Annotated in this window: 25 protein-coding genes, 1 tRNA gene and 1 riboswitch; of the genes, 22 read left to right on the forward strand and 4 right to left on the reverse strand. The window is 38.6% G+C overall.

The window, feature by feature from the left end:
- Nucleotides 1-144: 144 nt before the first annotated feature.
- The 12 genes from IQ10_RS17265 to IQ10_RS17320 all read left to right on the forward strand — a co-directional run bounded on the left by IQ10_RS17265 (nt 145) and on the right by IQ10_RS17320 (nt 11,385).
- On the forward strand, nt 145-639 hold the full coding sequence (locus IQ10_RS17265; RefSeq protein WP_144451716.1) for an Lrp/AsnC family transcriptional regulator: 495 nt from the start codon (nt 145-147) through the stop codon (nt 637-639).
- Complete coding sequence (locus IQ10_RS17270) at nt 639-1,814, forward strand: aminotransferase (protein ID WP_144451717.1); 1,176 nt, start codon at nt 639-641, stop codon at nt 1,812-1,814. Before IQ10_RS17265 ends, IQ10_RS17270 begins: the two co-directional genes overlap by 1 nt.
- 239 nt (nt 1,815-2,053) lie before the next feature.
- Nucleotides 2,054-2,836: a hydroxyethylthiazole kinase gene (thiM, locus tag IQ10_RS17275; protein WP_144451718.1), complete on the forward strand. Its 783-nt coding sequence runs from the start codon at nt 2,054-2,056 to the stop codon at nt 2,834-2,836.
- A gap of 22 nt (nt 2,837-2,858) precedes the next feature.
- Nucleotides 2,859-4,019, forward strand: coding sequence for a DEAD/DEAH box helicase (locus IQ10_RS17280; protein WP_144451719.1), 1,161 nt, complete (start codon nt 2,859-2,861; stop codon nt 4,017-4,019).
- Nucleotides 4,020-4,126: 107 nt separating this feature from the next.
- Nucleotides 4,127-4,555, forward strand: a complete 429-nt coding sequence (gene yugI / locus IQ10_RS17285) for a S1 domain-containing post-transcriptional regulator GSP13 (protein ID WP_144451720.1) — start codon at nt 4,127-4,129, stop codon at nt 4,553-4,555.
- A 219-nt stretch (nt 4,556-4,774) separates the two neighbouring features.
- Nucleotides 4,775-5,473, forward strand: coding sequence for a response regulator transcription factor (locus tag IQ10_RS17290; RefSeq protein ID WP_144451721.1), 699 nt, complete (start codon nt 4,775-4,777; stop codon nt 5,471-5,473).
- A gap of 15 nt (nt 5,474-5,488) precedes the next feature.
- On the forward strand, nt 5,489-6,904 hold the full coding sequence (locus IQ10_RS17295) for a sensor histidine kinase (protein ID WP_144451722.1): 1,416 nt from the start codon (nt 5,489-5,491) through the stop codon (nt 6,902-6,904).
- Entirely contained in the window at nt 6,901-7,119 is a 219-nt protein-coding gene (locus IQ10_RS17300) for a hypothetical protein (RefSeq protein WP_144451723.1), read from the forward strand. The genes IQ10_RS17295 and IQ10_RS17300 overlap by 4 nt, the downstream gene beginning before the upstream one ends.
- Nucleotides 7,120-7,274: 155 nt before the next feature.
- Nucleotides 7,275-7,802 (forward strand): thiol-disulfide oxidoreductase ResA, encoded by a 528-nt coding sequence (gene resA, locus IQ10_RS17305; RefSeq protein ID WP_144451724.1) that lies wholly within the window; start codon nt 7,275-7,277, stop codon nt 7,800-7,802.
- A gap of 12 nt (nt 7,803-7,814) precedes the next feature.
- Nucleotides 7,815-9,425, forward strand: coding sequence for a cytochrome c biogenesis protein ResB (resB, locus tag IQ10_RS17310; RefSeq protein ID WP_144451725.1), 1,611 nt, complete (start codon nt 7,815-7,817; stop codon nt 9,423-9,425).
- A gap of 25 nt (nt 9,426-9,450) precedes the next feature.
- Complete coding sequence (gene ccsB / locus IQ10_RS17315) at nt 9,451-10,647, forward strand: c-type cytochrome biogenesis protein CcsB (protein WP_144451739.1); 1,197 nt, start codon at nt 9,451-9,453, stop codon at nt 10,645-10,647.
- Nucleotides 10,648-10,674: 27 nt separating this feature from the next.
- The gene (locus IQ10_RS17320) at nt 10,675-11,385 is read left to right on the forward strand and encodes a cytochrome c biogenesis CcdA family protein (RefSeq protein ID WP_144451726.1); all 711 of its coding nucleotides are present in this window, start codon (nt 10,675-10,677) and stop codon (nt 11,383-11,385) included.
- A gap of 74 nt (nt 11,386-11,459) precedes the next feature.
- Here the strand turns inward: IQ10_RS17320 and IQ10_RS17325 are convergent, their stop codons facing one another.
- Nucleotides 11,460-11,687, reverse strand: a complete 228-nt coding sequence (locus IQ10_RS17325) for a DUF378 domain-containing protein (RefSeq protein ID WP_144451727.1) — start codon at nt 11,685-11,687, stop codon at nt 11,460-11,462.
- A 170-nt stretch (nt 11,688-11,857) separates the two neighbouring features.
- On the opposite strand from IQ10_RS17325, the gene IQ10_RS17330 reads away from it, so the two are divergent.
- The 3 genes from IQ10_RS17330 (at nt 11,858) to IQ10_RS17340 (ending at nt 15,153) form a co-directional block, all read left to right on the forward strand.
- Nucleotides 11,858-13,021: an iron-containing alcohol dehydrogenase gene (locus tag IQ10_RS17330; protein ID WP_144451728.1), complete on the forward strand. Its 1,164-nt coding sequence runs from the start codon at nt 11,858-11,860 to the stop codon at nt 13,019-13,021.
- Nucleotides 13,022-13,217: 196 nt separating this feature from the next.
- On the forward strand, nt 13,218-14,567 hold the full coding sequence (locus IQ10_RS17335; protein ID WP_144451729.1) for a glucose-6-phosphate isomerase: 1,350 nt from the start codon (nt 13,218-13,220) through the stop codon (nt 14,565-14,567).
- Between the two features lie 169 nt (nt 14,568-14,736).
- Nucleotides 14,737-15,153: a YugN-like family protein gene (locus tag IQ10_RS17340; RefSeq protein WP_144451740.1), complete on the forward strand. Its 417-nt coding sequence runs from the start codon at nt 14,737-14,739 to the stop codon at nt 15,151-15,153.
- On the opposite strand, the gene IQ10_RS17345 is transcribed toward IQ10_RS17340, so the two are convergent.
- Nucleotides 15,137-16,156: a potassium channel family protein gene (locus IQ10_RS17345; RefSeq protein WP_144451730.1), complete on the reverse strand. Its 1,020-nt coding sequence runs from the start codon at nt 16,154-16,156 to the stop codon at nt 15,137-15,139. The two genes, IQ10_RS17340 and IQ10_RS17345, sit on opposite strands and share 17 nt — an antisense overlap.
- Before the next feature lie 117 nt (nt 16,157-16,273).
- Here IQ10_RS17345 and IQ10_RS18225 point away from each other — a divergent pair, with 117 nt between their 5' ends.
- Together IQ10_RS18225 and IQ10_RS17350 are read left to right on the forward strand one after the other, a co-directional pair.
- On the forward strand, nt 16,274-16,441 hold the full coding sequence (locus IQ10_RS18225; RefSeq protein WP_199757450.1) for a hypothetical protein: 168 nt from the start codon (nt 16,274-16,276) through the stop codon (nt 16,439-16,441).
- Nucleotides 16,442-16,522: 81 nt separating this feature from the next.
- Nucleotides 16,523-16,595, forward strand: a tRNA-Ala gene (locus tag IQ10_RS17350).
- Nucleotides 16,596-16,989: 394 nt separating this feature from the next.
- Here IQ10_RS17350 and IQ10_RS17355 read toward each other — a convergent pair.
- Complete coding sequence (locus IQ10_RS17355) at nt 16,990-17,589, reverse strand: DedA family protein (protein ID WP_144451731.1); 600 nt, start codon at nt 17,587-17,589, stop codon at nt 16,990-16,992.
- A gap of 184 nt (nt 17,590-17,773) precedes the next feature.
- Between IQ10_RS17355 and IQ10_RS17360 the strand changes: the two genes are divergently transcribed.
- The 5 genes from IQ10_RS17360 (at nt 17,774) to hprK (ending at nt 24,986) form a co-directional block, all read left to right on the forward strand.
- A complete protein-coding gene (locus IQ10_RS17360) occupies nt 17,774-18,103 on the forward strand; it encodes a hypothetical protein (protein ID WP_144451732.1) in 330 nt (109 codons plus the stop codon).
- 394 nt (nt 18,104-18,497) lie between these two features.
- Nucleotides 18,498-18,582: riboswitch (cyclic di-GMP riboswitch) on the forward strand.
- Nucleotides 18,583-18,751: 169 nt separating this feature from the next.
- Nucleotides 18,752-20,728: a methyl-accepting chemotaxis protein gene (locus IQ10_RS17365; RefSeq protein WP_144451733.1), complete on the forward strand. Its 1,977-nt coding sequence runs from the start codon at nt 18,752-18,754 to the stop codon at nt 20,726-20,728.
- Between the two features lie 539 nt (nt 20,729-21,267).
- Complete coding sequence (locus tag IQ10_RS17370) at nt 21,268-21,714, forward strand: hypothetical protein (RefSeq protein WP_144451734.1); 447 nt, start codon at nt 21,268-21,270, stop codon at nt 21,712-21,714.
- Between the two features lie 265 nt (nt 21,715-21,979).
- On the forward strand, nt 21,980-23,815 hold the full coding sequence (locus IQ10_RS17375; RefSeq protein WP_144451741.1) for a UbiD family decarboxylase: 1,836 nt from the start codon (nt 21,980-21,982) through the stop codon (nt 23,813-23,815).
- Nucleotides 23,816-24,047: 232 nt separating this feature from the next.
- Nucleotides 24,048-24,986 (forward strand): HPr(Ser) kinase/phosphatase, encoded by a 939-nt coding sequence (hprK, locus tag IQ10_RS17380; RefSeq protein WP_144451735.1) that lies wholly within the window; start codon nt 24,048-24,050, stop codon nt 24,984-24,986.
- Between the two features lie 335 nt (nt 24,987-25,321).
- On the opposite strand, the gene IQ10_RS17385 is transcribed toward hprK, so the two are convergent.
- Nucleotides 25,322-25,978, reverse strand: a 657-nt coding sequence (locus tag IQ10_RS17385; protein WP_144451736.1) for an RNA-guided endonuclease TnpB family protein, incomplete at its 5' end; no start/stop codon positions are given.

Here is a 25,978-nt window from a genome sequence, read left to right on the forward strand (position 1 = left end):
AATAGAATAAAGAATAGAATATAGCTTCTAAATAGTAAGAAAAGGTGATTTGTTCCTTTCAATCAATGTGTTATGATAGACAAAATGTAAGTTAAAAATAAAGAAAAAAAGATAAAAATGTGGCTGAGATGGAAGGGGATTAGGATGAACGAGAGAGCGATTGAAATCCTACGCATAATAGAAGAAAATGGTCGAATTACCATTCCTACTTTGGCGAAAATGGTGGATGTAACAGAAGAAGAAGTGAAGGATATTCTTCAACAGCTTGAGGATGATAAGATCATTCTTAGTTATTCGGCTGTCATTGACTGGAGCAAGGTGGATCAGCAAGAGGGTGTAACGGCAGTGATTGACGTCAAAGTCACTCCTCAACGTGGTGTTGGTTTTGATCAAGTAGCAGAGCGAATTTATCGTTTTCCAGAAGTAAAGGCACTTTATTTAATGTCAGGTGCATATGATCTGTCTGTTGTTATTGAAGGGAAAACAATGTCTGAAATTGCTCGCTTTGTTTCAGAGAAACTTTCAACGATTGATACCGTCATCTCCACAACAACTCATTTTCAATTGAAAAAATATAAGCATGATGGTGTTGTGTTTGAACAAGGAGAACAAGATCGTCGTATTGTGGTGACACCATGATGACATCGCAAACGACAACGAATGGACGCCTATCAAAGCGAGTACAAGAGATTAAGCCGTCTGGTATCCGACGCTTCTTTGATCTTGCTTCGAAAATGGAAAATATTATTTCTCTGGGGGTCGGGGAACCTGACTTTGTCACACCTTGGAATGTAAGAGAAGCGAGCATCTCTTCTTTAGAGCGGGGCTTTACTGCTTATTCAGCAAATGCAGGAATTATTGAGCTTCGCCGAGAAATCGCAGCTTATATGGATCGACGTTTTTCGGTTCAATATGACCCTGAACAAGAAATCCTTGTAACAGTCGGTGCAAGTGAAGCAATTGATATCGGGATGCGTGCAATTCTTGATGAGGGTGATGAAGTGATCATCGTCGAGCCAAGCTTTGTCTCCTACGCTCCTCTTGTTCAAATGGCTGGTGGTGTACCAGTTGCAGTTGGAACGAAAATTGAAGATGATTTTAAAGTATCTGCAGAACAAATCGAAGCAGCAATCACGCCGAAAACAAAGGTAATTATGCTTAGTTTTCCTAACAATCCGACAGGTACGACGATGAATGCAGCTGAAATGCATGGTATTGCCGCACTTGCTGAACGTTATGATTTGCTTGTTTTTTCTGATGAAATCTATGCAGAATTAAGCTATGATGCGGATCATGTTAGCTTTGCGTCTCTTGCGGGTATGAAAGAGAGAACGATTTTAATTTCAGGCTTCTCTAAAGCGTTTGCAATGACTGGTTGGCGTTTAGGATTTGTGCTTGCTCCACCTGATTTGCTTGCTGCTATGTTAAAGATTCATCAGTATAGCTTAATGTGTGCACCTACGATGGCCCAATATGGTGCGTTAGAAGCATTGCAAAGTGGAATGGATGACGTTGAGCGAATGAAGCAATCTTATAAGCAACGTCGCAACTTTGTTGTTAAATCGTTTGCTGAAATTGGATTAGAGTGTCATATTCCAGGTGGGGCGTTCTATGCGTTTCCATCGATAGCGAGTACTGGACTTTCATCTGAACAATTTGCTGAAAAACTCTTACTTGAAGAACGTGTGGCTGTTGTTCCAGGACATGTCTTTGGTGAAGGTGGCGAAGGGCATATTCGCTGTTCGTATGCGACATCGATGGAAAATCTAGAACAAGCTGTTAAGAGAATCAATCGCTTACTCGAGCGTCTTTAATTATAAGAACAAAAAAAGAGCTGACTCATGAAAGTGAGTCAGCTTCTCTATTCGTAGGGGGAATACGATTGTACTACCCATTATGGACAGTAATCTGAACATTATACGCATCGTTAGAAAAAATTTTGTTTGTTTTCGTCATGTAAAACAGGTAAGCTTTTTATAACATGCCCTCGTGATGAGGGTACTTGGCGCGGTTCATGCTACGTGAGCGTACTATAATGAAAGGACGTGTTTTGATGACATTGGAGCAAATTCGCAAGGAAAATCCCCTTGTTCACTGTATGACAAATGTCGTTGTAACCAATTTTACGGCAAATGGTCTACTCGCAATGGGTGCATCTCCTGTTATGGCTTATGCAAAAGAAGAAGTAGCTGATATGGCGAGTATCGCAGGGGCCCTACTTTTAAATATTGGAACCCTTTCAACTGAGCAAATCGAAAGTATGATTCTAGCAGGACAAGCAGCAAACAAAGCTGGTGTGCCTATTATTTTAGATCCAGTTGGAGCTGGGGCAACAACATTTCGAACGGATATGAGCTTGCGTCTTTTAAATGAAATGAATGTGACCGTTCTACGAGGAAATGCTGGAGAAATTGCTTCTCTTGTCGGCGTTAAGGCAACGGTTAAAGGAGTAGACGGGGCAATTGAAGGTGACACCATCGAGCTTGCGAAAAAGGCTGCTGAGATGTTTAATTGCGTAGCTGTTGTCACAGGTGCAGTGGATGTCATTACAGATGGACAACTTGTCCATACTATATCTAACGGTCACCCTTGGTTGACGAAGGTAGTTGGGACAGGATGTCTACTAGGTGCCGTCATTGGTGCGTATGTGGCTGTTCGGCGAGATGACGTTGTAGCGGCGGCAACGGATGCTGTAGCTTATTACGGAATTGCAGCTGAAATCGCTTTTTCAAAAACGAATGAACTTGGAATTGGGGCTTTTCAACAAGCCTTTTTAAATGAACTAGCGCTTGTGACAGATGAGAAAGTAGATCAGCTGCAAAGAGCAGAAGTGTAACGAAAAGAAAGAGGGACTTTTGATGAGTGAGACGTTTTCATTTACTGATTTACCGGCGTTTTTAACAAATGCATTAACAGAACAAGGATTAACCGAACCAACCGATATCCAAATAAAAATGATTCCAGAAGCATTAGCAGGGCAAAGCTTAATCGCGCGCTCACAAACGGGAACAGGAAAAACACTTGCTTTTCTTTTGCCAGCACTTGCAAAAATTGAGCAAGATAAAAAAGGATTACAGGCGATTGTGCTTGCTCCTACTCAAGAGCTTGCGATGCAAGTTGTTGATGTCGCAAAGAATCTCACAAAAAATCATCCAATTGAAATCGGTGCGTTCATTGGTGGAGCTAATATTAAGCGTCAAGTTGAGCGTCTAAAGAAACAAAAGCCACAGCTTGCGATTGGAACACCAGGGAGATTACTTGAGCTCATCGAAATGAAAAAGCTAAAAATTCATGAGGTCCAAGTCGTTGCCATCGATGAAGCAGACCGAATGATGGCTGAACGACCTTCGTGGGAAGCGACGATGCAAATTGCCAAGCGTGCAGGAAGAGATACACAATTTTTGTTTGTATCAGCCACGATTCCAAAAGACTTTTCTGCGCAAGTAGCTGATGTAGCACCATTTGTCGTGCAAGTCGAAGCAGAAGGTGGTTTACTTGAAACAGAAAAAGTTGAACACCTCTTTATTCGTGTAGATACAAGAGACAGAATTGATATGGCTCGTCGGTTAATTCATGCCGAAAAGATTGAAAAAGGGATTGTGTTTGTGAATCAGCTTGATACTGTTAGCGAAACAGCAGAAAAGTTCACGTATAGAGGGATCAAAGCACTACCGCTTTCATCTGAACAATCTAAGCAAGAAAGAGAACAAGCTCTTAATCAATTTCGTAAAGGGGAGACGCATATCCTAGTCGCAACAGATGTTGCAGCTCGTGGTCTTGATGTCGATGATGTCACTCATATTATTCAGCTTGACCCACCAGCAAGCCCTGACAGCTACCTGCATCGTGCTGGCCGTACGGGAAGAATGGGTAAAGCAGGAACAGTTATTACTTTGATTGATCCAAAAAGTGAATACAAATTAGAAAAGTATCGTCGCGATCTCAAGATTGAATTAGCCGAACGTTTTCTCGCGCATGGACGATTATCAGATGATACACGCAATAAGACTAGACGATAATTCTTTCATGTCTAGTCTTATTTATCGTGTATAATAAATCGCTTTTGCTTAAAAGATAATCTTATGTTAAAATTAAAAGGTTAAAAATTATTTAGGAGTGTATATGTATGTCAAATTATGAAGTAGGCAGTATCGTAGAAGGTAAGGTTACTGGAATTAAGCCATTTGGTGCTTTTGTTGCAATCGATGAGAAGAAACAAGGATTAGTTCACATCTCAGAAGTGGCACACGGTTTCGTTAAGGATATTAATGATGTTCTTAAAGTAGGAGATGAAGTAAAAGTAAAAATCATGAACGTTGAAGAGGAGTCAGGAAAAATTTCATTATCAATCCGTGCTACTCAAGAAGCTCCTGAGCGTCCAGCTCGTCCAGCTAATAAGCCTCGTAACACTGGTGGAAATGCAGGCGGCGGTGGTCGTAAGCCACAACAACAAGCTCCACAACAAGGTTTCAATACACTAGAAGATAAGCTTAAAGAATGGTTAAAGCAATCTAACGAAATTCAAGCTGATCTTAACAAGCGCGCAAAGAAATAAGTTCGATCATCAAGCACTCGCATATGCGGGTGTTTTTTTATGTGAAAGTTGGTTCGTTTCTAGTTGAACAGATAAAGAAGCATTCTTAAGCAGAGTGTATAGTTCATGAAAGTTTCTAAATCTTGTTGGAAACGTTCTAAAATTTGTAGAACCAACTTCATATGTTGCACACATTTATCTTATATAATTTAAGTAATTGGTGAAAAAGGAGTTTATCCTATGAAACTAGATCGTACGATTTTAGTCGTTGATGACGAATGGAATATGCGTCATCTCTTGTCCATTTATTTAAAAGGTGATGGCTTTGCTGTGTCAGAAGCATCAACGGGTCAAGAGGCCATTTCGAAAATAATCGATTCAAAGGATGACTATGACCTTATCATTCTTGATATTATGATGCCAAATCAAGATGGTTTTGAAGTGTGCAAAGTCATAAGAGAGCACTCTGATATTCCAATATTAATACTTTCAGCTAGAAAAGAGCTTCAGGACCGAGTCGAAGGGTTAAATTTAGGTGCAGATGATTACTTAACAAAACCTTTTGAACCAGAAGAATTGCTTGCGCGAATTCATGCTTTACTTAGAAGAGCGACGAACAAGAGATCCGTACAAGACTCAAGTGAGTTATTATTTGAAGACGGATTGAAGATCGATTATACACATAGAACCGTATATATTGGCAAGCAGCCAGTTGAGCTAACAGCGAAAGAATTTGAGCTTTTCTATAAACTAGCATCCTCTCCATCACGAGTATTTACGCGTGATGATCTACTCTCTTTAATCTGGGGTGAAGATTATCTTGGAGCAGAACGAACCGTTGATTCTCATATTAAAAATATTCGTTCAAAACTCTACGCTGCTGGGCTTTTGCATAATCGCATTGCAACTGTCTGGGGTGTTGGATACAAATTTATTTAAAAGTGATGAGATCTTATGAATCGAATTGATATTAAATTAGGTGCAGCGATTATTCTCCTGCTAATTGCTATATTATTACCATTGGGGTTTGTTCTAAACCAGATTTTTTACGGTTTCTACATTAATCAAGCACAAGAAGAAACGCTGACATTATCGAGCCAATATGCTTCTTTAATAAATGAGGAGCCAACGGTAAATCGCTTGAATGTGGTCGAGGTTGCAGCAAGAATTTCCAATCAAAAAATGATCATTTTAAGTGAAGAAGGGCTTGTTTTAGCTCATTCCCACATGTCCATGAGTGAAGAGGATATTCGTTTTTTTCGAGATCGCTTAAATGTGTTGGATGAGCAGCCTTATCTGACAAATTCATTTAAAACATCAGAAGGATTAACGTTTTTAGCTGCAGCTTCTATAATCGAAGTGGGTGATACATTAGCCCATATCATTGTTTTTTCATCGCTAGAAAGTATTTTTCAATCATTAGAAACTGTGCAAAATTTGGTGTTTTTAGCAGCGATCGGATCTTTACTTTTTGGAGTAGGACTGACGATTTTTATTTCAAGGAAGCTGTCGCAGCCATTAGTGCGAATGGAGCTTGCTGCACGTGAGATAGCTAAAGGAAAACTTGATACGCGAATTCAAGAACAATCGTCGGATGAATTAGGTTCACTGGCTCGCGCAATAAATGATTTGGCTGCTGATTTGAAACGGATTAATGAACAGCGAAGAGAGTTCTTTGCAAATATTTCACATGAGCTACGGACGCCAATGACCTATTTAAAAGGGTATGCAAAAGTATTAAGAGAAGGCTTATGGAAAACCGAAGAAGAAAAAAATCAATATTTGAATATCATTGAAAATGAAGCGACTCGCTTAACTTATTTAGTCAATGATTTGTTTGATTTAGCACAAATGGACGAAGGTCGATTTACACTTCAAATAAAAAATGTTCAATTGGATGAGTTGATTAAGCTCATTCTAGATAAGACTTCCTATAAAGCAGGACAAAAAGGGATAGAGCTAAGGTTTTCGCATGAGGCATCGAGCTCTGAAGATACAGTCATCATGGGCGACCCTTTGCGAATTGAACAAGCTTTATTAAATATGATCGAAAATGCGATTCGCTATACGGACAGTGGTAAGATTGATGTATCCCTTCTTGCAGCGCAAAAACATGTGGAAATAACAATTCAGGATACAGGAATGGGCATTGATAAAGAAGAGCTCCCTTATATTTTTGAACGTTTTTACCGAGTTGAAAAGTCTAGATCGAGGGAGTTTGGTGGAACAGGACTTGGCTTATCGATTGTCAAGCAATTGATTGAATTACATGGTGGAACAATTGAGGTGGAAAGTACGGTTGGCAAGGGAACTGTGTTTACGATTACACTATTGAGATCGATTGATGCACAAGGAGTTGATCTGTTTTGAAATCAATTGAATGGCTCGTCGTGTTAGGCTTTGTCACCTTAGGTATAGCTTGTCTAACCTTTTCAGCGACTTGGATGCTTCCAGATACTCATCAGCACCTTGGCCACACCTTTTTCACAATATGTCTGTACGCAATTATTCCTCTATCTTGTGCAGCGGCTTTCTTTCTCTTTTTTAAGTATCGAAGAAAGAAAGAGAGTCGTCAAATAGATTAATCATCAAGCACTTCTTGAATAGTTCAAGGAGTGCTTTTTTTGATCCTTAAAAATGAAGAGGATGTGACAAATTCACTTTTCTCTCTCTTCTTCATGATTCCTACACAATTTCTTTTTACACTACACGAAGAGAACGTTCAGTTAAGGAGGAAGCGATGAAAAAGAAGAGACGTTTGTTTATGCGTTCAGCTATCTTATTGATCATAGCTACTGCGATCGGATACATGTTTTATTCTCATTTTTTCTCTGATAGAGGCGCCGCTGTAAGAGTCGGAGATGAGGCTCCTAACTTCGTTTTAACGGATTTAGATGGAAATGAAGTGGAGCTAGCAGATTACAGGGGAGAGGGAGTATTTTTGAATTTCTGGGGAACGTACTGTCCTCCATGCGAGAGAGAAATGCCTTATATGGAGAACCAATACGCTATTTATAAAGATCAAGGTGTGGAGATTCTGGCTGTAAATGTCGGAGAGGCTCCGTTAACTGTCGAGCGTTTTGTAAACCGCCATGATTTATCTTTTCCCATTCCGATGGATAGTGGGCAACTAGTGTTAGACAGGTACGGGGTCATTCCTCTTCCGATGACTTTTCTGATCGATCCACAAGGAACTGTCATCCAAATCATTACAGGTGGGATGTCAGAAGCAGATATTGCTAGTTATATGGAGAGCATCAAACCATAGGAGTGATGAAAAATGGCTGAGCTTATCTGCTCTTGTGGGCAGAAAAACCCCGAAGGCACCGCTTTATGCGGGGCATGTGGGAAGCCTTTAGAAGAACATAGTGAAAAAGAAACGATTTTAAATATGCGTTATGAAGGGGCGGCAAGACGTTCGCAAACGTACAGTAAATCAATTATTGATCAAATCTGGAATTTCTTTTCTTCCGTAAAAGTAGGAATTTGGATTATTGTTCTGTTGCTTGTCGCTTCTTCATTAGGAACGATTTTGCCACAGGAAATGTATATTCCTCCAACTGTCCTTGCCGCGGAGTATTATGCGGACCAATATGGCTTGCTTGGACAACTTTACTTTGAATTAGGTTTTCATCATTTATATCAGTCTTGGTGGTATCTTTTGTTAATGGCTGCCTTAACGGTATCGCTGATCATTGCGAGTGTTGACCGCTTTTTCCCGCTATATCGCTCGTTAAAAAATCAACGTGTTAAGAAGCATGAAAACTTTATGAAAAAGCAACGAATGGTCAGTGAAACAGAAAGTATGAATACGGGTATTCGTGATGCGTTAGTAGAAAAGTTAAAAAACAAAAAATACAATGTGAGGACAGATGGAAATGCGATCTTCGCTGAAAAAGGTCGTTTTGCAAGATGGGGACCGTATGTGAACCATATTGGTCTAATTATCTTCTTAATTGGAGGGATGCTTCGCTTTTTTCCTGGGATGTTTATCGATGATCAACTATGGATTGGTGAGGGAGATATAGAGGTGATTCCTGGGACAAACGGAGAGTATTACTTAGAAAATCATGAGTTTTTAGTGGAGCTATATGATGAGGAGGATGAGGTCTTCGGTCAGGCCATTCAGAATCAAGGTGGACCCGTTGTTAAAACGTATCAAACGACTGTCACGCTCTATCAACAAAAGACGGATGGGCCTGTAGGGGCACCTCGAGAACTTCAGGAAATAGATTCGCATAAAATCATCGTCAATGACCCCATTAAATTTGATAGATTTGCGCTCTATCAAGTGGACTATAAATTATTTGAGCTTAGCAAAATGATGTTTACGCTTGAAAATGAAGAAACAGGAGAGGTGATCGATGAATTTACAGTCGATTTGTTAAATCCAGATGATTTGTATGAGTTAGAAGGTAACTACATGATTACGCTGCAAGACTACTTCCCTGACTTTTATCTAAATAATAATGGCATGCCAAGTACTCAATCTCGTATTCCTGAAAATCCAGCATTTATCTTTGTGGTGAATAGCCCTAATCAAAATGAAAACGAGGTTAGTTTTTTAACAATTGGTCAAAATTTTGATCCTAATGATAGCAATACGTACACCATTAGGCTCTCTAATATTGAAACAAAGCATATCTCAGCTTTGACCATTCGAAAAGATCATACATTGCCATTTCTCATTGCAGGCGGTTTTATTTTCATGGTTGGTTTAGTGCAGGGAAGCTACTGGACACATCGAAGAATTTGGTTAAAGCAGGAAGGTGATAAGGTCATCCTCGCTGCTCATACGAATAAAAATTGGTTTAGTTTTCAAAGAGAAATGACTGAACTGACAGACGAATTAGGACTGAAACAGCCTGTAGATAGAAAAGAAGACACTTAATCTTTGAAAGGAGCGGACGTTGAACATGGTTGAACTTAGCAGTAATTTATTGCTCGCGGCTTTTTTTATCTATATCGTCGCAACGATTGTTTTTTCCATGACGATGTACTTTGAAAGCAAGAAACATGAGAAAAAAACAAAGAGATGGGGATGGATGGGCTTTGGCTTTGCTTTAGCAGGCTTTTTAGCTCAGCTTGGCTATTTCGTCACGAGATGGATGGTTGCTGGACATGCTCCAGTTAGTAATATGTTTGAATATACAACCTTTCTTGGGATGACGATCATTTTTGCCTTTCTGATTCTCTTTCTTATTTATAAAAAGCCAGTACTCGGTATTTTTACGATGCCAATTGGGATTGTCATTATCGCATATGCCTCTGTTTTTCCGAGGGAGGTTTCACCACTCATACCAGCACTTCAAACGTATTGGCTTCATATTCATGTGATTACGACAGCGATTGGTCAAGGCATTTTAGGAATTGGTTTTGTTGCTGCACTTATTTATTTAATTCGAGTTGTTGATCAAACCAGACGCTCGAAGCAAACGTTTTGGCTTGAGGCGATTGTTTTTACCGTTACATGTGCAATTGGTATTGCCATAACGGTAGGAATTTTTTCCGCTATTCATTATTCCGCTACGTTTAACTGGGTTAATGAGATGGATTATGAAGCGCAGCTTGACTATCAATTGCCACCCATTGTTGGACCTACTGAAGGGGAACTGATTGAAACAGATCAGGACCGGTTTGGGCCATTATTTGAAACACCTGGATGGATGAATGGAGTTGAAGCCCCGCGTAAGCTCAATACGTTCCTGTGGTCTATTTTCTCTGGGTTCCTTCTTTATCTTCCTTTACGGCTTGTATTAAGAAAACGTGTTTCTGCTGCGATACAGCCTGCTTTAAAAAATGTAAATCCTCAATTGTTTGATGAGGTAAGTTATCGAGCGATTATTATTGGATTTCCTGTCTTTACATTGGGTGGATTAATTTTCGCCATGATTTGGGCTCAAATTGCGTGGACACGCTTTTGGGGTTGGGACCCGAAGGAAGTATGGGCGTTAATCACCTTCCTGTTTTATGCAGCCTACCTGCATCTTCGTCTCTCAAGAGGGTGGCATGGCGAGAAATCAGCTTGGCTTTTAGTCATCGGGTTCGCCATTATCATGTTTAACTTACTTGTCGTAAACTTGGTCATTGCAGGATTACACTCCTATGCGTAATCCATATACCTCTGAAAGGAGCTTTCTATGACTGATATTACGATACTATTAGCCTTCGGGGCGGGGCTGTTGTCCTTTGTTTCGCCATGTAACATCCCGTTGTATCCCGCTTTTCTGGCCTATATTACGGGTTTGTCAGTAGATGAAATAAAGCAAAAGGGAAAGGGATTGCCACCACGAGCAATGTTACATACCTTCATTTTCATATTAGGGTTCTCAACAATTTTTATTGTGCTTGGCATGTCGACGTCTTTAATTGGTGATCTGTTTATTCAGTATAACAATTTAATTAGGCAACTTGGGGCAATGTTTATCGTCTTATTTGGGCTCGTCACACTTGGTGTCATGAAACCTACATTTCTAATGAAAAACAACCAGATTCAATTTTCGAAGCGACCAAGTGGATATATAGGGACATATGTCATTGGCATAGCATTTGCTGCAGGCTGGACTCCTTGTATTGGGCCGATTTTAGCATCAGTCATTGCACTGAGTATGACTAGCCCCGGATCTGGCATGCTTTACATGAGTGTTTATAGTGTTGGATTTGCAATTCCGTTTTTTACGATGACGTTCTTTGTTGGCAAAATGAATGTTATCAAAAAATACATGAACCTAATGATGAAGGTCGGTGGGGTAATGATGATCGTATTTGGCGTAATGCTCTATTTTGATTGGATGACGAGACTAACTTCTTACCTTGTTAACAATGTTTTTAACGGTTTCATGGGATTTTAATCATCAAGCTTTTTCCTTGAAAAGAAGAAATGAAAAAGGATCTGATGTAGAATGAGTCAGATCCTTTTTCGTCGTTAGCGTTGTGTCTCTGGAACACGTTCAAGCTCTTCACTTGGTTTAAAAAGAAGAGAGATACAATAGAGACCAGCTAGGCCGACAATGGCATAGATAACACGTGAGAATGCAGCTGCTTGACCACCAAATATGGCAGCGACAAGATCAAAACGGAAGAACCCAATCAATCCCCAGTTGATCGCACCGATAATCGCAAGTAGTAATGCTGTACGTTGAATACCGCTCACATCATTCACCTCCATTAGTGATTAAATGAACACAACAGGAAGAAAAGGTTGTGCCTCCCTTATAGAATGAGATAACGTAATGGTAATTATGCATGAGGACAGTGTGCCAAAGTTTACATTTGAATTCGAATTGGTAATAATAGAATGGAATGAAATAAAGGAGGAGTTCGATGAATCCATTTGTATTTCAAAATCCAACAAAGTTGATTTTTGGAAAAGGCCAAAACAGTGCTTTAGCAAACGAAGTAAAACATTATGGTGAAAATGTGCTTCTCGTATATGGCGGCGGAAGTATTAAGCGTAACGGCTTATATGATCAAGTAATTGGGCAGTTAAAGGAAGCTGGAGCGGTGGTTACTGAGCTTGCCGGGGTTGAACCGAATCCGCGTCTAACAACCGTACAAAAAGGAATAGATCTTTGTCACGAGCATAACATTGACCTCATTCTTGCTGTTGGTGGAGGAAGTGTTATTGACGCTTCAAAAGCGATTGCCGTTGGGGCAAAATTTGACGGTCATATATGGGATGTGATTACGAAGAAAGCGGAAGCTACTGGAGCTCTTCCATTAGGGACTGTCTTAACGCTTGCGGCAACTGGTTCAGAAATGAATGCTGGTTCTGTTGTGACAAATTGGGAGATCAATGAAAAGGTTGGTTGGAGTAGTCCTTTCTCTTATCCGAAATTTTCGATTCTTGATCCTAAGAACACGATTACTGTACCAGAAGATCAAACGGTTTATGGCATGGTCGATATGATGACACATGTAATGGAAGCATATTTCCACAAGGCTGAAAATACGCCATTACAAGACCGTATTATGGAGTCGATCCTGCTTACTGTTATGGAAACAGCTCCGAAGTTACTCGCTGATTTAGAGAATGAAGAATACCGTGAAACGATTCTTTATTGTGGAACGATGGCGCTTAATGGTATTACGCAAATGGGCTTACGTGGAGACTGGGCAACACATAACATTGAACATGCGGTCTCTGCTATTTATGATATTCCGCATGCGGGAGGACTCGCAATTCTATTCCCACACTGGCTTCGTCATGCATTAGATGAGCGAATTGAACGCCATGTTCAGTTGGCAACTCGTGTGCTCGGTGTTGACCCAGCTGGTAAGACAGATCAAGAGGTCGCTCTTGAAGGAATTGAAAAGCTATCGGCATTCTGGACGTCACTTGGTGCACCAAATCGGTTAGCTGATTATGATATTGATAATAGCCAAGTTGATAAAATGGCAGGCCTTGCTGCAAAGAACGGTGAATTCGGCAACTTCAAACCATTAACAAAAAATGATGTAGAGAACATTTTAACAGCATCATTATAAAATGAAAAAGGTGGCTTCGGTCACCTTTTTTGTCCTCGAAAAATGTATAATAACGTCATCATTTTGCCAAGATAAAAGTCGTGTACTAGCTTTTTTTGTTTGATTCCGTTTACATTTTGCTAGTTACTTGATTCTTGCTCTTTCATTCGTTAAAGTGTACAGAGATAAACCTTTAAAAACAAAAGGAGGCCAACGAATGGCTAAATTACAATTCGATTATACGAAAGCATTACCTTTTTTCAATCAACATGAAATTGATTATATGCAAGGGGCCGTAACAGCAGCTCATGAAGCTTTACATAATGGAACAGGTGCAGGAAGTGATTACTTAGGTTGGATTGATCTTCCTAGCAATTATGACCGTGAGGAGTTTGCTCGCATTCAGAAAGCAGCAGAAAAGATTAAGAATGATTCTGATGTTTTACTTGTTATTGGTATTGGTGGTTCTTATTTAGGAGCTCGTGCAGCAATAGAAGCCCTTAATCATTCTTTCTATAACATTCTTTCTAAAGATGAGCGTAAGACTCCACAGGTTTTCTTTGTTGGACAAAATATTAGCTCAACGTACATCAAAGACTTACTGGCTTTAATTGAAGGAAAAGATGTGTCAGTCAATGTGATTTCTAAATCAGGAACAACAACTGAGCCTGCAATTGCTTTCCGTATTTTCCGTGATTACCTTGAGAAAAAATATGGACAAGAAGAGGCACGTAAGCGTATTTTTGCGACGACTGATCGTGAAAAAGGTGCTCTTAAGACGCTTGCAAATGACGAAGGCTATGAAACATTCGTTGTACCAGATGATGTCGGCGGACGTTTCTCTGTTTTAACAGCTGTAGGATTACTTCCGATTGCTGTAAGTGGTCTTGATATCGAAGCGATGATGAAGGGTGCAGAAGATGCAAGCAAAGATTTCGCTAATCCAAACTTAGCGGAAAATCAAGCGTACCAATATGCAGCTGTGCGTAATGCGCTTTATAACAAAGGAAAGACAATCGAGCTTATGGTGAACTATGAGCCTTCTCTTCACTTTGTAAGTGAGTGGTGGAAGCAATTATTTGGTGAAAGTGAAGGGAAAGATCAAAAGGGATTATTCCCAGCTTCTGTTGATTTCTCGACAGATCTTCACTCAATGGGTCAATATGTTCAAGATGGTCGTCGTGACTTATTTGAAACAGTCTTGAATGTAGAGAACGTACGTGAGGAAATCAAAATTGAAGAAGCAGCTAGTGATTTAGATGGACTAAACTATCTTGCTGGAGAAACAATGGATTTTGTAAACAAGAAAGCATTCCAAGGTACAATGCTTGCTCATACTGACGGCGGTGTTCCAAACTTAATCGTCAACATTCCTGAGCTTAATGAATACCACTTCGGTTATCTCGTCTATTTCTTTGAGAAAGCGGTAGGGATTAGTGGTTACCTTCTTGGGGTTAACCCATTTGATCAACCAGGTGTTGAAGCATACAAAAAGAACATGTTTGCTTTACTTGGAAAGCCAGGTTTTGAAAAAGAAAAAGCTGAGCTTGAATCTCGTTTAAAATAATTAGTTTAGCCTGATCCAAAGAATTAATAGGGATCAGGCTTTATTTTTATCTAAGGTGCTACGCTGCATCTATTCAAATCCTGTGAGACATGCCAAGTTTACTAATCAATACATAAAACCTCATTCATGTGATCACTCTAAAAGAAAGATAAGAGGAAGGATGAGGATGATGCACAGACTTTCATCAGCTGTCATAGGAAAGCAATTCAAATTAAAGGAACTTGAAGATAAATTGAAGCCACTTGGCTACAGTATTGGCGGAGGCTGGGAATATGACCATGGTTATTTTGATTACAAAATCGATGAGGATGTAGGCTACACCTTTTTACGATTGCCTTTTCAAGCGGTTGATGGTGAGCTTGATCAACGAGGTGTAACCGTCCAGCTAGGGCAGCCGTATTTATTAAATCACAAGTTTAACCGTGGGCTTGATGATAACGTAGAACCAACAGAAGGAATCGTGCCAATGAATAGTCTTGTTAATCAATTCCAAGACCCTGTTGATAAAGATGCAACGATTGATGAAAAATATCTACCCACGGCTCACAGCTTAATTAGAGAGCTAGAACTCACCTTGATTTATTAACAAAGTGGCGCTCAATGACAATCAATTCATCATTCTCTTGAATAAGCATAGAAGCGGGCGGATGGATCAGCACCTGCTCGTTTCTTTTTAATCCAATTAACAATGTACCTTCCTCATAAAAAGCAGCGATCACTTGTGAAAAAGGATAACCTATTTGTTTGCGAGGTGTTGCTTGAAAAGAAAGCTGGTTTGCTTGATTAAATTTAAGCAAGTCATCTAAAACATCACTCATATGATGATAGAGAAGGCTCGTGACAAGCACCGCACCTGTTAATGTTGTTGATTCAATGCATTCATCTGCACCAGCGCGACGAGCATTTTCAAGCTGTTCTCTCGTTAAAATTTCTACAATTGTATATACATTAGGGTTTTGGCTTTTTACAGCAAGTGTTGTTAAAATAGCACGGGCATCCGAGGCAAATTCACTACCTTGATGCTTTGCTGTAATGACCACACTTGAGGCAAGCCCTATGTTTGCTTGTTTTAGCACGGCATCCTCACTACTATTGCCTTTGACAAAATGTAGCTTTTGATATCCCTTAGGAGCTTCTCGTAATGTTTCATCAATGAGGACAATCTCAGTAACTGGCTGTGCTTGGTTAATATTCTCAATTGTATGTTTGCTACGTTCATTCCAACCAATTATTATCACATGATCTTTCCCCAAAAACGCAAGCTCCCCGAAGCGAGTAGATTGATTTGTAGAAAAAGCAGCTGATGCAACTGTTGAGACAAGCAAGGTCATGAACCCTACACCGACAAACATTAAAGTCATTCCTAATAGCCTACCTAGAATGGATTCTGGCGCATAATCTCCGTAACCGACTGTTGCAATCGTGACAATGGCCCACCAAATACCATCAAACCAGTGAACAAACTGAACGGGTTCAATTAAATGGACAATGCCCCCACCGACAACAATTGTCAACATAACAGCCAAAAATAACTTAATAAGTAATGAGACCTTTCCAAATAATGTTCTCAATATCCACCATTGTGGCACGTACTCACCCCGTTTTCTCTTTATGAGTCCATGTCACTCAGTATAGCCATTCTCTTGCCGAGTCAATCACCCTCTGCTATCATAGACAAAGAACATAATGGGAATAGGAGAGACGGAATGACTCAACTTACATCAACACTTATCTTTGCATTCGCCATTTTCTGTGGGTGGCTCGTCTTTGATATCGTTAAGCACCGCAAACTCACCCTTGAAAATGTCATGAGTTCACTAGTTGTTGCTGTTATTGCAGGAATTGTATGGTGGCTGATGGAATTGTTTTTCTGAAAATAAAGCCATCGAGATTAGGTATTGCGTTACGATTAATTCGCGCTATAATGATACATAGAGCACGACAATTTTAAACATGGGGCATTAGCTCAGCTGGGAGAGCGCTTCGCTGGCAGCGAAGAGGTCAGCGGTTCGATCCCGCTATGCTCCATCGAATAGGGAAGTTAGGGAAAGCACCAGTATAGGTGCTTTTTTGTGTTTTCAATAATTTTGAGGTTGCCAGTAGATATCATATTTTTGAGGAATAATCGGTTTTGATCACATTTCATTTTTCTTGAGGTTTTGTGTGCTGTGGCTACTATAAAATAGCGAGCCCAAGTACTTGATTGGGCTGTCTCACTTGGGCAGGCATAGCTAAAGGCAAGGATGTCCATGGCGGCGTGGAATCTGAAGGAAGCCCGAGGCAAAAAGGTTTGGGTTAATCTCTTGTGTTCAACATTACAACAAGGTACATGCTTAGTATGACGGATCCGTACGTACGGTGGTGTGAGAGGTCGGATAATCAATTAATGATTATCCTCCTACTCGATATCCTTCATAATCGCTTATGCTTGTTTTGATTCATTTTTTATCCAATATAAGTAGCCAACAATGACGATAATAATGACAAAGAGAATGAGATAAACGCTATAAATCGCGAAGTAATGCTCTACTTCCACCCAATGATCCCCTAATTTCTTCCCTAATGTAATAAAAGTGAATCCCCATAAGAGAGCGCCAGAATATGCGTAGAGGGCAAACCGCTTATAAGGCAAAGAGTTAATCCCCGCCAGATAAGCGGTGATATGCCGTACTCCTGGAATGAAGTAGCCGATGAAAAGTAAATAAGGGCCAAATGTATGAAAAAGTCTTTTCGTCGTATTCATCCTTTTTTCTGTTAAATGAAGTTTTGGGCCAAATTTTTCTAAGAAAGGTGAGCCTAACTTACTACCGAGGAGATAGCTAATCGAAATCCCGGCCGTTGCCCCAATAAAGGCACAGAGTATGGTGGAAAAATAGGACATCTTTCCTTGAGAGACAATATAGCCAACATATGTAAGGAGAATTTCATCCGGGATTGGTAAGCCAATAATGCCTAATATTAAAGCGATGATTAAACCGATATATCCATAATGCTCTACCAAATAATCGAAATGATTCCCCATGATAATCCACCTTTATCTATGATCATACCTATTTCTTATTATTGTGCTTGTAATCAATATATTTATTTCACCACGAAATCAATTTTTCCGCTATAAAAAAATGGAATGATGAGAAAATAATTATGCGAAAGTATAAAAGTAATACGGAAAAGTCAGCTACATCCCTCGCAGCTGATAAGGTGTCTTGTCAGCATCTTTTACTTTGATGGAGCCTGTTGATTACTATGTGAAAATGTTTAATGGTAAGCATGTAGCAGAAGAGAGCATTCGTGTAAAAGCAACCGATCGTTGCAACTCTAGGCTTAGGGATTTAGCGAATGGAACAACAGAGACCGTTCCGTTGTTTGCCAATACTAAAACAGTCGTTGATGGTGTGATGACGTATCATGGCACATATACGATCCCAGCTGAAGTGACAGCTATGACCTCTGTTCAAGCTCATTTACTCGGAGCGACTCCTGCGGATAAGTCGAATTTGAGTGGTGGAAATCAGCAGAAGGTCCATTGCGGGTGAAGTTTTAAGGGGAGAAGCGACTTCTAAAGTAATGATGCAATATGCGACGGGGCAAAGGTAGAAAGAGAGCAAGAGTTAAGAAAGAAATATGGACGACAGTCTTCTCACTTCAAAGATGACATCTGCTGCTAGGGATGATTTAGAAGAAGTTTATGAGTACATTTCGCATGAATTATATAATGTTTCTGCAGTAGAGCATTTAATGGATAAAATGGAAATTATCTTTGCGAGGCTGAAGGGATTTCCTTTTTCCTGCAATGATAGAGGTAGTGAAACTTTAGTAATGTGTATTTTTTATCATATTGAATGCTTTTCAATATAAATATGGTATTATTTAAATGTGTAAAATTTTACATTGACGATATGCTTAAATTTAATAGATAAAAATATTTTCTTAAGAAAATGGCAAACCTATTGAAAGATAGGGACGCAAAGCTTCAGACCTAAGACAGAAATGTTATGGTAGCTGGGTTACCAAATAAGATGGCTTTATGTTCTATTAATCCACCTTTTTGGTGGATTTTTCTTTTTGTGTTTGATGAAAAGCCAGACATTCATTGAGATAGTTCTTACTATTTTTAGTATTACTTTTGTAAAAAATTTGTGGTTATATATGAAACTATTAAAGAATATATGGAGAGTGAAGGAATGAGGTTAGTTGTTAAAAATACAATCATTATCAGTATATTAATTACAATATCTATGATAAGTATTTCTGCTTTTGGATATACGAAAGCAAAAGATTTTCTATATGATAGATTTCAAGAACAAGCTTTTAGTCAACTTGAATCGGTAAAAGCCAATATAGACATATGGATAAAAGGGAAACAAGAAACAATGGAATACATGGCTGAAGTTGATGATTTAAAAGTAAGTGATGGCACAAAAGCAGACGCTCTTGGTATTAGAATAGCAGAAAGGATGGATAATCCAGATGCTTTTGCCTTTATGGATGCTGAAGGTTTCTTATACTTAGGCGGGAATCAAATCCCAGTTAGTGACTATGAACACTATCAAAAGGGTATGAATGAGCTTACAAAGACATATAATCCAGTTCCTTCACAATCACCAAGCTTAAATGGTGCTCCAATCGTATTATCTTCTTCACCTATATACGGGAATAACGGAGAGGTTATAGGTGTTGCATCGGGAGGTCATCAAATTGAAAGTCTGATGAATATTATTTCCAACATAACGTTAGGAGATAGTGGATACGTAACGGTTTTTACCAGTGATGGTACCATTGTTGCAGGTCAAAATAAAGAAGACGTACTTAATAAGAAAATTGCAGACTACGAAAATAGCAATTTGGACCAATTGGTTGAAGATAGTATGAGTGGGGAAACAGGTGTAATCGAAACGAACTTTAACGGTGAAAATAGTTTAATCTACTATAGCAAAGCAGAAGAAATGGATTGGGGCATTATGATTTCAGTCCCTACGAGTGAAGCATTTGCGGATGCAAATTCATTATTGAATTACTTTATTATTATAACGATTATCTTCATAGTAGTTGGGGCAATCATAAATTATGTTATTAATATGAGATCTTTGAAACCTATAAAAGAAGTAACTGATAAAATAGAAGAATTAGCTAATGACGAGGGCGATTTAACTCAACGATTAAATATTCATCGAAATGATGAAGTTGGGAGATTAGCAAACAGTTTTAATTCGTTACTAGATAGTTTGCAGAACTTAATTGGGGATATTCTCCATAAAGGAGAAGTTGTTGCCGAGAACACTACTGTTCTTTCAGAGCATGCTGAGGAAATGGTTCAATTATCTGGTGTCGTTACAAAAAATGTTCAAAATGCTGCAGAAATTTCTACAGAACAAGAAAGAGGAAACAAAAAGAATTTAGAATCAATTAATGGGATTACGCAAAGTGTATCAGAGATTAAAGATCATTCTTTATTGGTATCTGAGAAAACAAAGAATGCTTACAGAGAAGTTGAGAAAGCGAATGAGGAAGTTATTTCGTTGTTAAACCAAATGTCTATTATACAGAATTCTGTTCGAAATTCATCCGATACTGTAAAAAAACTAGGGAATCGTTCTTCTGAAATTGGCAATATTGTTGAAATGATTACTAGAATATCAGAACAAACCAATCTTCTTGCATTAAATGCTTCTATTGAGGCAGCTAGAGCTGGCGAACACGGAAAAGGATTTGCTGTTGTTGCTAATGAAGTGAAAAAGTTAGCGGAGGAATCTGCTCAATCAGCTAAACAAATTTCCGAGCTGATAAACGAGATACAAAAAGACACTTCTAATGCGGTTGTGGAGATTGAATCTGGAACAAACCAATTTGGAACGGGTATGGAAAAATTAAAAGATGTTAATGGAAGTTTACAAGCTATATACCACTCGTCTAAAGAGTCTTCGAATGAAGTAGATAGGATATTTATAGAGATCGAAAACCTACTTTCTAAGGTGAAAGATGTTGAACAAGTTATAAATGATAATTCACATAAAACAATGGAGTCAACTAAGTACATTCGTGAAGTTGCTTCGTCTTCAGAAGAGCAGTTAGTTTCGATACAAGATATTACAGCTTCAATTGAAAAAACGGCGCAATTTGCTGAAGAATTGAGTAATTTATTGAATCGATTCAAAATATAGGTTACTAAAATCAGTTTCGGTGTAAGGATCGGTAACATTCACTATCTATACATTTTTGCGACTATTCAAGTCAAATTGAGATAACATAACTTATTGACTATGCTCCATTTTAAAAAACAATCCATTTCTTGCTTAGCAGAGAAGGATTGTTTTTTATCTAGGTTGGATAAAATTAATTGTGGTTCATTTTTGAAAAGAAACTAAAATAAGCCAATATCCAAACGAGGAGTTTGAGGGAAATAGCGGAAAGAGGATACAACAAACAGGATCCTGGTTCCTCTATTTTTTGATTAATTGAAACTAAGCTTATACGTGTTTTTTAAAATGTATCTTAACAGGTTTTATCTTAAATGTTTTACACATTTAATCTAGCATATACAAGCAATTCAAGAATTTTTTAGCTCTATGCAAAACGTATTTCTTTATTCATTAACTTATACAGATATATTTTTATATACCAATAGTGAGAACTTTCTTTATATAGAATAAAGACTGAAATTATGATACTATTCAAAAAATGGAATAAGGTGGTTTATTTTATGGAAAAAAGGGTGTGCTACTTAATTTTGTGTTTTTCATTTTTGATTTTAGTAGGTTGTAATAATAATATTTCGGGTGAGGAAATAGCGACTATCAACGAAATTGATATTGAATTAAACGAATTAGAAGGAAGTGTTAATGGTGAACATGTTAACTTTCAACTTAAGAATAATAGTGATGGAAATATTATTATAAACAATATTTTTATTTCAAATCCGATAGAAGTTAACGACTCTTCAAAGGAGAATCAATACCAAGTTCAAATTGGAGGGATTAATTACCAGAAAATAAACGCAGGGGAGAACGAATATTTTTCTGGATACCTTCCAGATGAAGGAAGGACTAAGGGCGACGAGATAAATAGAGATAAAGTTCAGATAAAAGTAGAAGGTTATTTGGAAAGTGTAAAAGAAGGAAATGAATTTTCGATTATTACAATAAAGTAATTATATAAAAATGAAAAATATTGAATAATTTATACTTTAATTATGAGAAACATATATAGAGCAGAGAAGTAATTCTTTAAATTAATATGAGAAGGTATGCAGTCTTTTTGTTTTTAACTACTTTTATTCGTCTTATTGTAAGTTGTGCAAGTAAGTTGATCACACTCGTTAACATTGACAACAAGGCCGATATCTTTTTAACTATACTTAAGAGCCAATTGCTGAAAAAGCTTTACTATAACGATGAAATTGGAGCAATTACATGATGTATAAAAATTTAGAAGAGTGTATCCTCGATTTGGAAAAGAACGGACATTTGATTCGTGTTCACGAAGAAGTTGACCCATATCTTGAAATGGCCGCGCTTCACTTGAAAGTTCATGAGGCTCGCGGGCCTGCGTTATTATTTGAAAATGTAAAAGGTACAAAATTTCGCGCGGTATCCAACCTTTTTGGGACAGTAGAACGCAGTAAGTTTCTTTTTCGAAATACGTTAGATGCGGTACAAAATGTTATCAGTCTGCGTGAAGATCCGATGAAAGCATTGAAAAATCCGTTTAAACATATTGGAACCGGTTTAGCTGCTTCTAAAGCGCTGCCTTTAAAAAAGGGAAATAGTCTGCCAGTTGCTACTCAAGAGATAAACATTTCTGACCTCCCACTTATAAAGCATTGGCCTGATGATGGAGGTGCTTTTGTCACGCTTCCTCAAGTCTATACGGAAGATCCAGAAAAACCAGGCATTATGAATGCTAACCTAGGAATGTACCGGATTCAACTCACTGGAAATGAGTATGAAGTAGACAAGGAAATTGGGTTGCATTATCAAATTCACCGAGGTATCGGAGTTCATCAGGAAAAAGCGAACAAACTAGGAAAACCATTAAAAGTTAGTATTTTTATTGGCGGTCCTCCAGCTCATACGTTGGCGGCAGTTATGCCTTTACCAGAAGGGTTAAGTGAGATGACATTTGCAGGTTTGCTTTCTGGACGCCGTTTTCGTTACAGCTATCAGGATGGCTATTGTATTAGCAATGATGCTGATTTTGTGATTACAGGAGAAATTTATCCGAATGACACAAAGCCAGAGGGTCCATTTGGCGATCATTTAGGTTATTACAGTCTGATCCATCCTTTTCCTGTGATGAAGGTTCATAAAGTCTATGCTAAGCCGAATGCGATCTGGCCGTTTACCGTTGTAGGACGACCGCCACAAGAAGATACTGCTTTTGGTGATCTTATTCATGAGATGACAGGTGATGCGATTTCACAGGAAATTCCTGGAGTGAAAGAAGTCCATGCTGTTGATGCGGCAGGGGTACATCCATTGCTTTTTGCTATAGGCAGCGAACGGTACACCCCTTATCAACAAGTGAAGCAACCGACTGAACTGCTTACTATCGCTAATCGGATATTAGGTACAGGACAAGTTAGTTTAGCTAAGTATTTATTTATTACGGCAGAAGAGAACCAACCATTAGATACCCATAAAGAAGTCGATTTTCTAACTTATATATTAGAAAGAATGGATCTTCGTCGAGACATTCACTTTTATACAAATACAACGATTGACACTCTTGATTATTCTGGTACGGGGTTAAATAGCGGTAGTAAAGTTGTTTTTGCAGCTTATGGAGATAAAAAAAGAGAGCTATGTAAAGAAGTACCTAGTGAATTGAATGAATTGCGAGGATTTGAACATGCGCGTTTAGTGATGCCTGGCGTTGTTGCTGTCCAAGGTCCGAATTTTTCAACGTACGAGAAAGCGCAACAGGAATTGGCAGCTTTAAGTAAATCGATTCAATCGAAAGGCTCTCTAACTTCTTGCCCGATGATCATCCTATGTGATGACAGTCAATTTGTTAGCGAGACGTTAAAAAATTTCATGTGGGTAACATTTACACGCAGTAATCCTTCGCATGATATCTATGGTGTAAACAGCTATTATGAAAACAAGCATTGGGCTTGTGATAATATCATTATTGATGCTCGTATTAAACCGCATCATGCACCGCCACTAATCCCAGATCCGACGGTTGAAAAGAACATCGAGCGATTCTTTACCAAAGGTGCTAGTTTGGGAGGAATAAAGTTAGATTAACGGAGAAACAGTAGAAGGTTATAGCTGAAGAGAGCAAGGCTTTTACAAAGCAGTTGTTTGCCCACTATGCTTGATTATACCTGAATGTCAAAGCCCTTGAATAAAAAGGGCTTTTTCTTATTTTATTGAACCTTATTTTAGTATAAACGCGTAAAAACCATTTCGTTAAAAGATGATAATTTCATTATTTTTCAGTATAATTCAGATTTAGAAGGTTATGAGGAGGATGAACATGAAGGGAAAAACAATAACAGTTGAAAACCTTGTTCGGAAGTTTTCAATGAAAGTGTTGGCTGGTGAGAACCTAGAAGAGAAAATGATTGTGCAATCTCGGGTACATCGTCCTGGTCTGGAATTCGTTGGTCATTTTGATTTTTTTCCAACAGAAAGGATTCAGGTTTTAGGAAGAAAAGAAATTAATTATTTACATAAGTTGAGTAAAGGGGAACGAAAACTGCGAATAGGGAATATTGTTAATTATCATCCGCCATGTTTCATTGTAACAGCAGGTGTTGAAGGGCTTACATATTTAACTCAATATTGTATTGAAGAGGGAATCCCATTGTTAGCTACAAACAAGCCTGAGACAACGACAGAATTTATCACCAAGCTGGATGCGTATCTGGTAAAGCAATTAGCACCAGAAATGACGATCCATGGAGTTTGTATGAATGTGTCTGGAATTGGCATTTTACTACGTGGTCATTCGGGAGTCGGAAAAAGCGAGTTGGCGCATACGTTAATTGGAAAGGGGCATAGACTCGTTGCAGATGATGTTGTGGTGTTAAAGAAGCTTAGTCAGCAAACACTTCTAGGTACTCATGATGAGAAGACAAAGGAATTTTTGGCGCTTCGTAGCGTTGGATTATTGAATGTAGTTCGTTTATACGGACGAAAGGCATTTCAAGAGGAAACACGAATTGCTCTTGATATCAAATTGACGAAATGGCAGAAGGATGACTTGAATAACGAATTGGAGCATGAGCCTGAATATACAGAGTATATGGGTATTAAGATTCCCACTATTGAAATTCAGCTCCAGCCTGGGCGTGATGTAGCAGGGTTAATTGAAGCCGCTGCGAATAACTGGTATTTGAGGCAGCAAGGATACAGCGCTGCTGAAGAGTTTATGAGTAGGATTGAAGGTGAGTTTTCGGATTCTGGTCAATAAGGTGTAAGGGATCATGTGAAGAGTTCTATGAAAGTGATGTCATGCTGAACCTTCTGGTCGAGTTGCTTTCAATAGGCTGTGGATCGCTTCTTGTCTTTGGCCTAAACTTTTTCATCTAGGTAGGTAATCATCCAAGAAAACAAATAGGTCTATACATAACCTATAAAGATGTAAAAATGAATACTCCCGCCACTTAATTTCTACGAAATTTGAAGTGGGGGTTTCTGGGGTATCGACTTAAAAAATGACGATTAACCACCAGTGGAGTTGACACATCGGTGTGCTGAAAACACCCAACCCCGCTATCCCATTGAGTCCTGCCTTCGGGATTACGTTTATTTTAATATACTTGATGTTGGTTGAAATAATGAATCAATACAAGTAAACGCTTTTTCAAATACTTTTCTCATGATGTTTGCAGCACCATTTACATCAGCATTAAGAAGAGTTCCGTTCTTCGAACGGTAAAGACCGCGTTTAATACGCTTACCTGAAAATGATTTTTTCGAATCGTTCTCACTATAAACAGGGATTTCATCATTATCAAGAAAACTAGCTTTTGAAGTGTAGGACTCTTCGGTCACAATCACTTTGATTCCATGTCTTTCAGCCTTATAGGTCATCATTTGAATCAAAAGACTGTGCGGAATCGAAACAAATGATTGGTTGTTCTTTTTACCCATATTCGAGTTTTGTTTCCAGTCTTTGTTTTGACCAATGATGATGGTGTCGATATCTTCTTCTAAAGCCATTTGTTCGATTTGACAACTTGCTTTATGAAATAAATCCTTCATTTGATTGAAACGTTTATGGTTGATTTTTTCTAAACGTTTGGATGTAAATGGTCCTTCTTTTGGATTTTTCCCATGACGAAGAATACCCATATAATGAGCTTTTAACTGGTTATATCGTTGATTAATGGATTTAATGTTTTTGCCCTTCACTAATACAGGTCTTCGACCTGTGTTTGTGACGATGGTTGCAAGGTTATC

Origin of the sequence: Halalkalibacter nanhaiisediminis, assembly GCF_007830185.1 — a bacterium.
GTDB lineage: Bacteria > Bacillota > Bacilli > Bacillales > Bacillaceae_D > Halalkalibacter > Halalkalibacter nanhaiisediminis.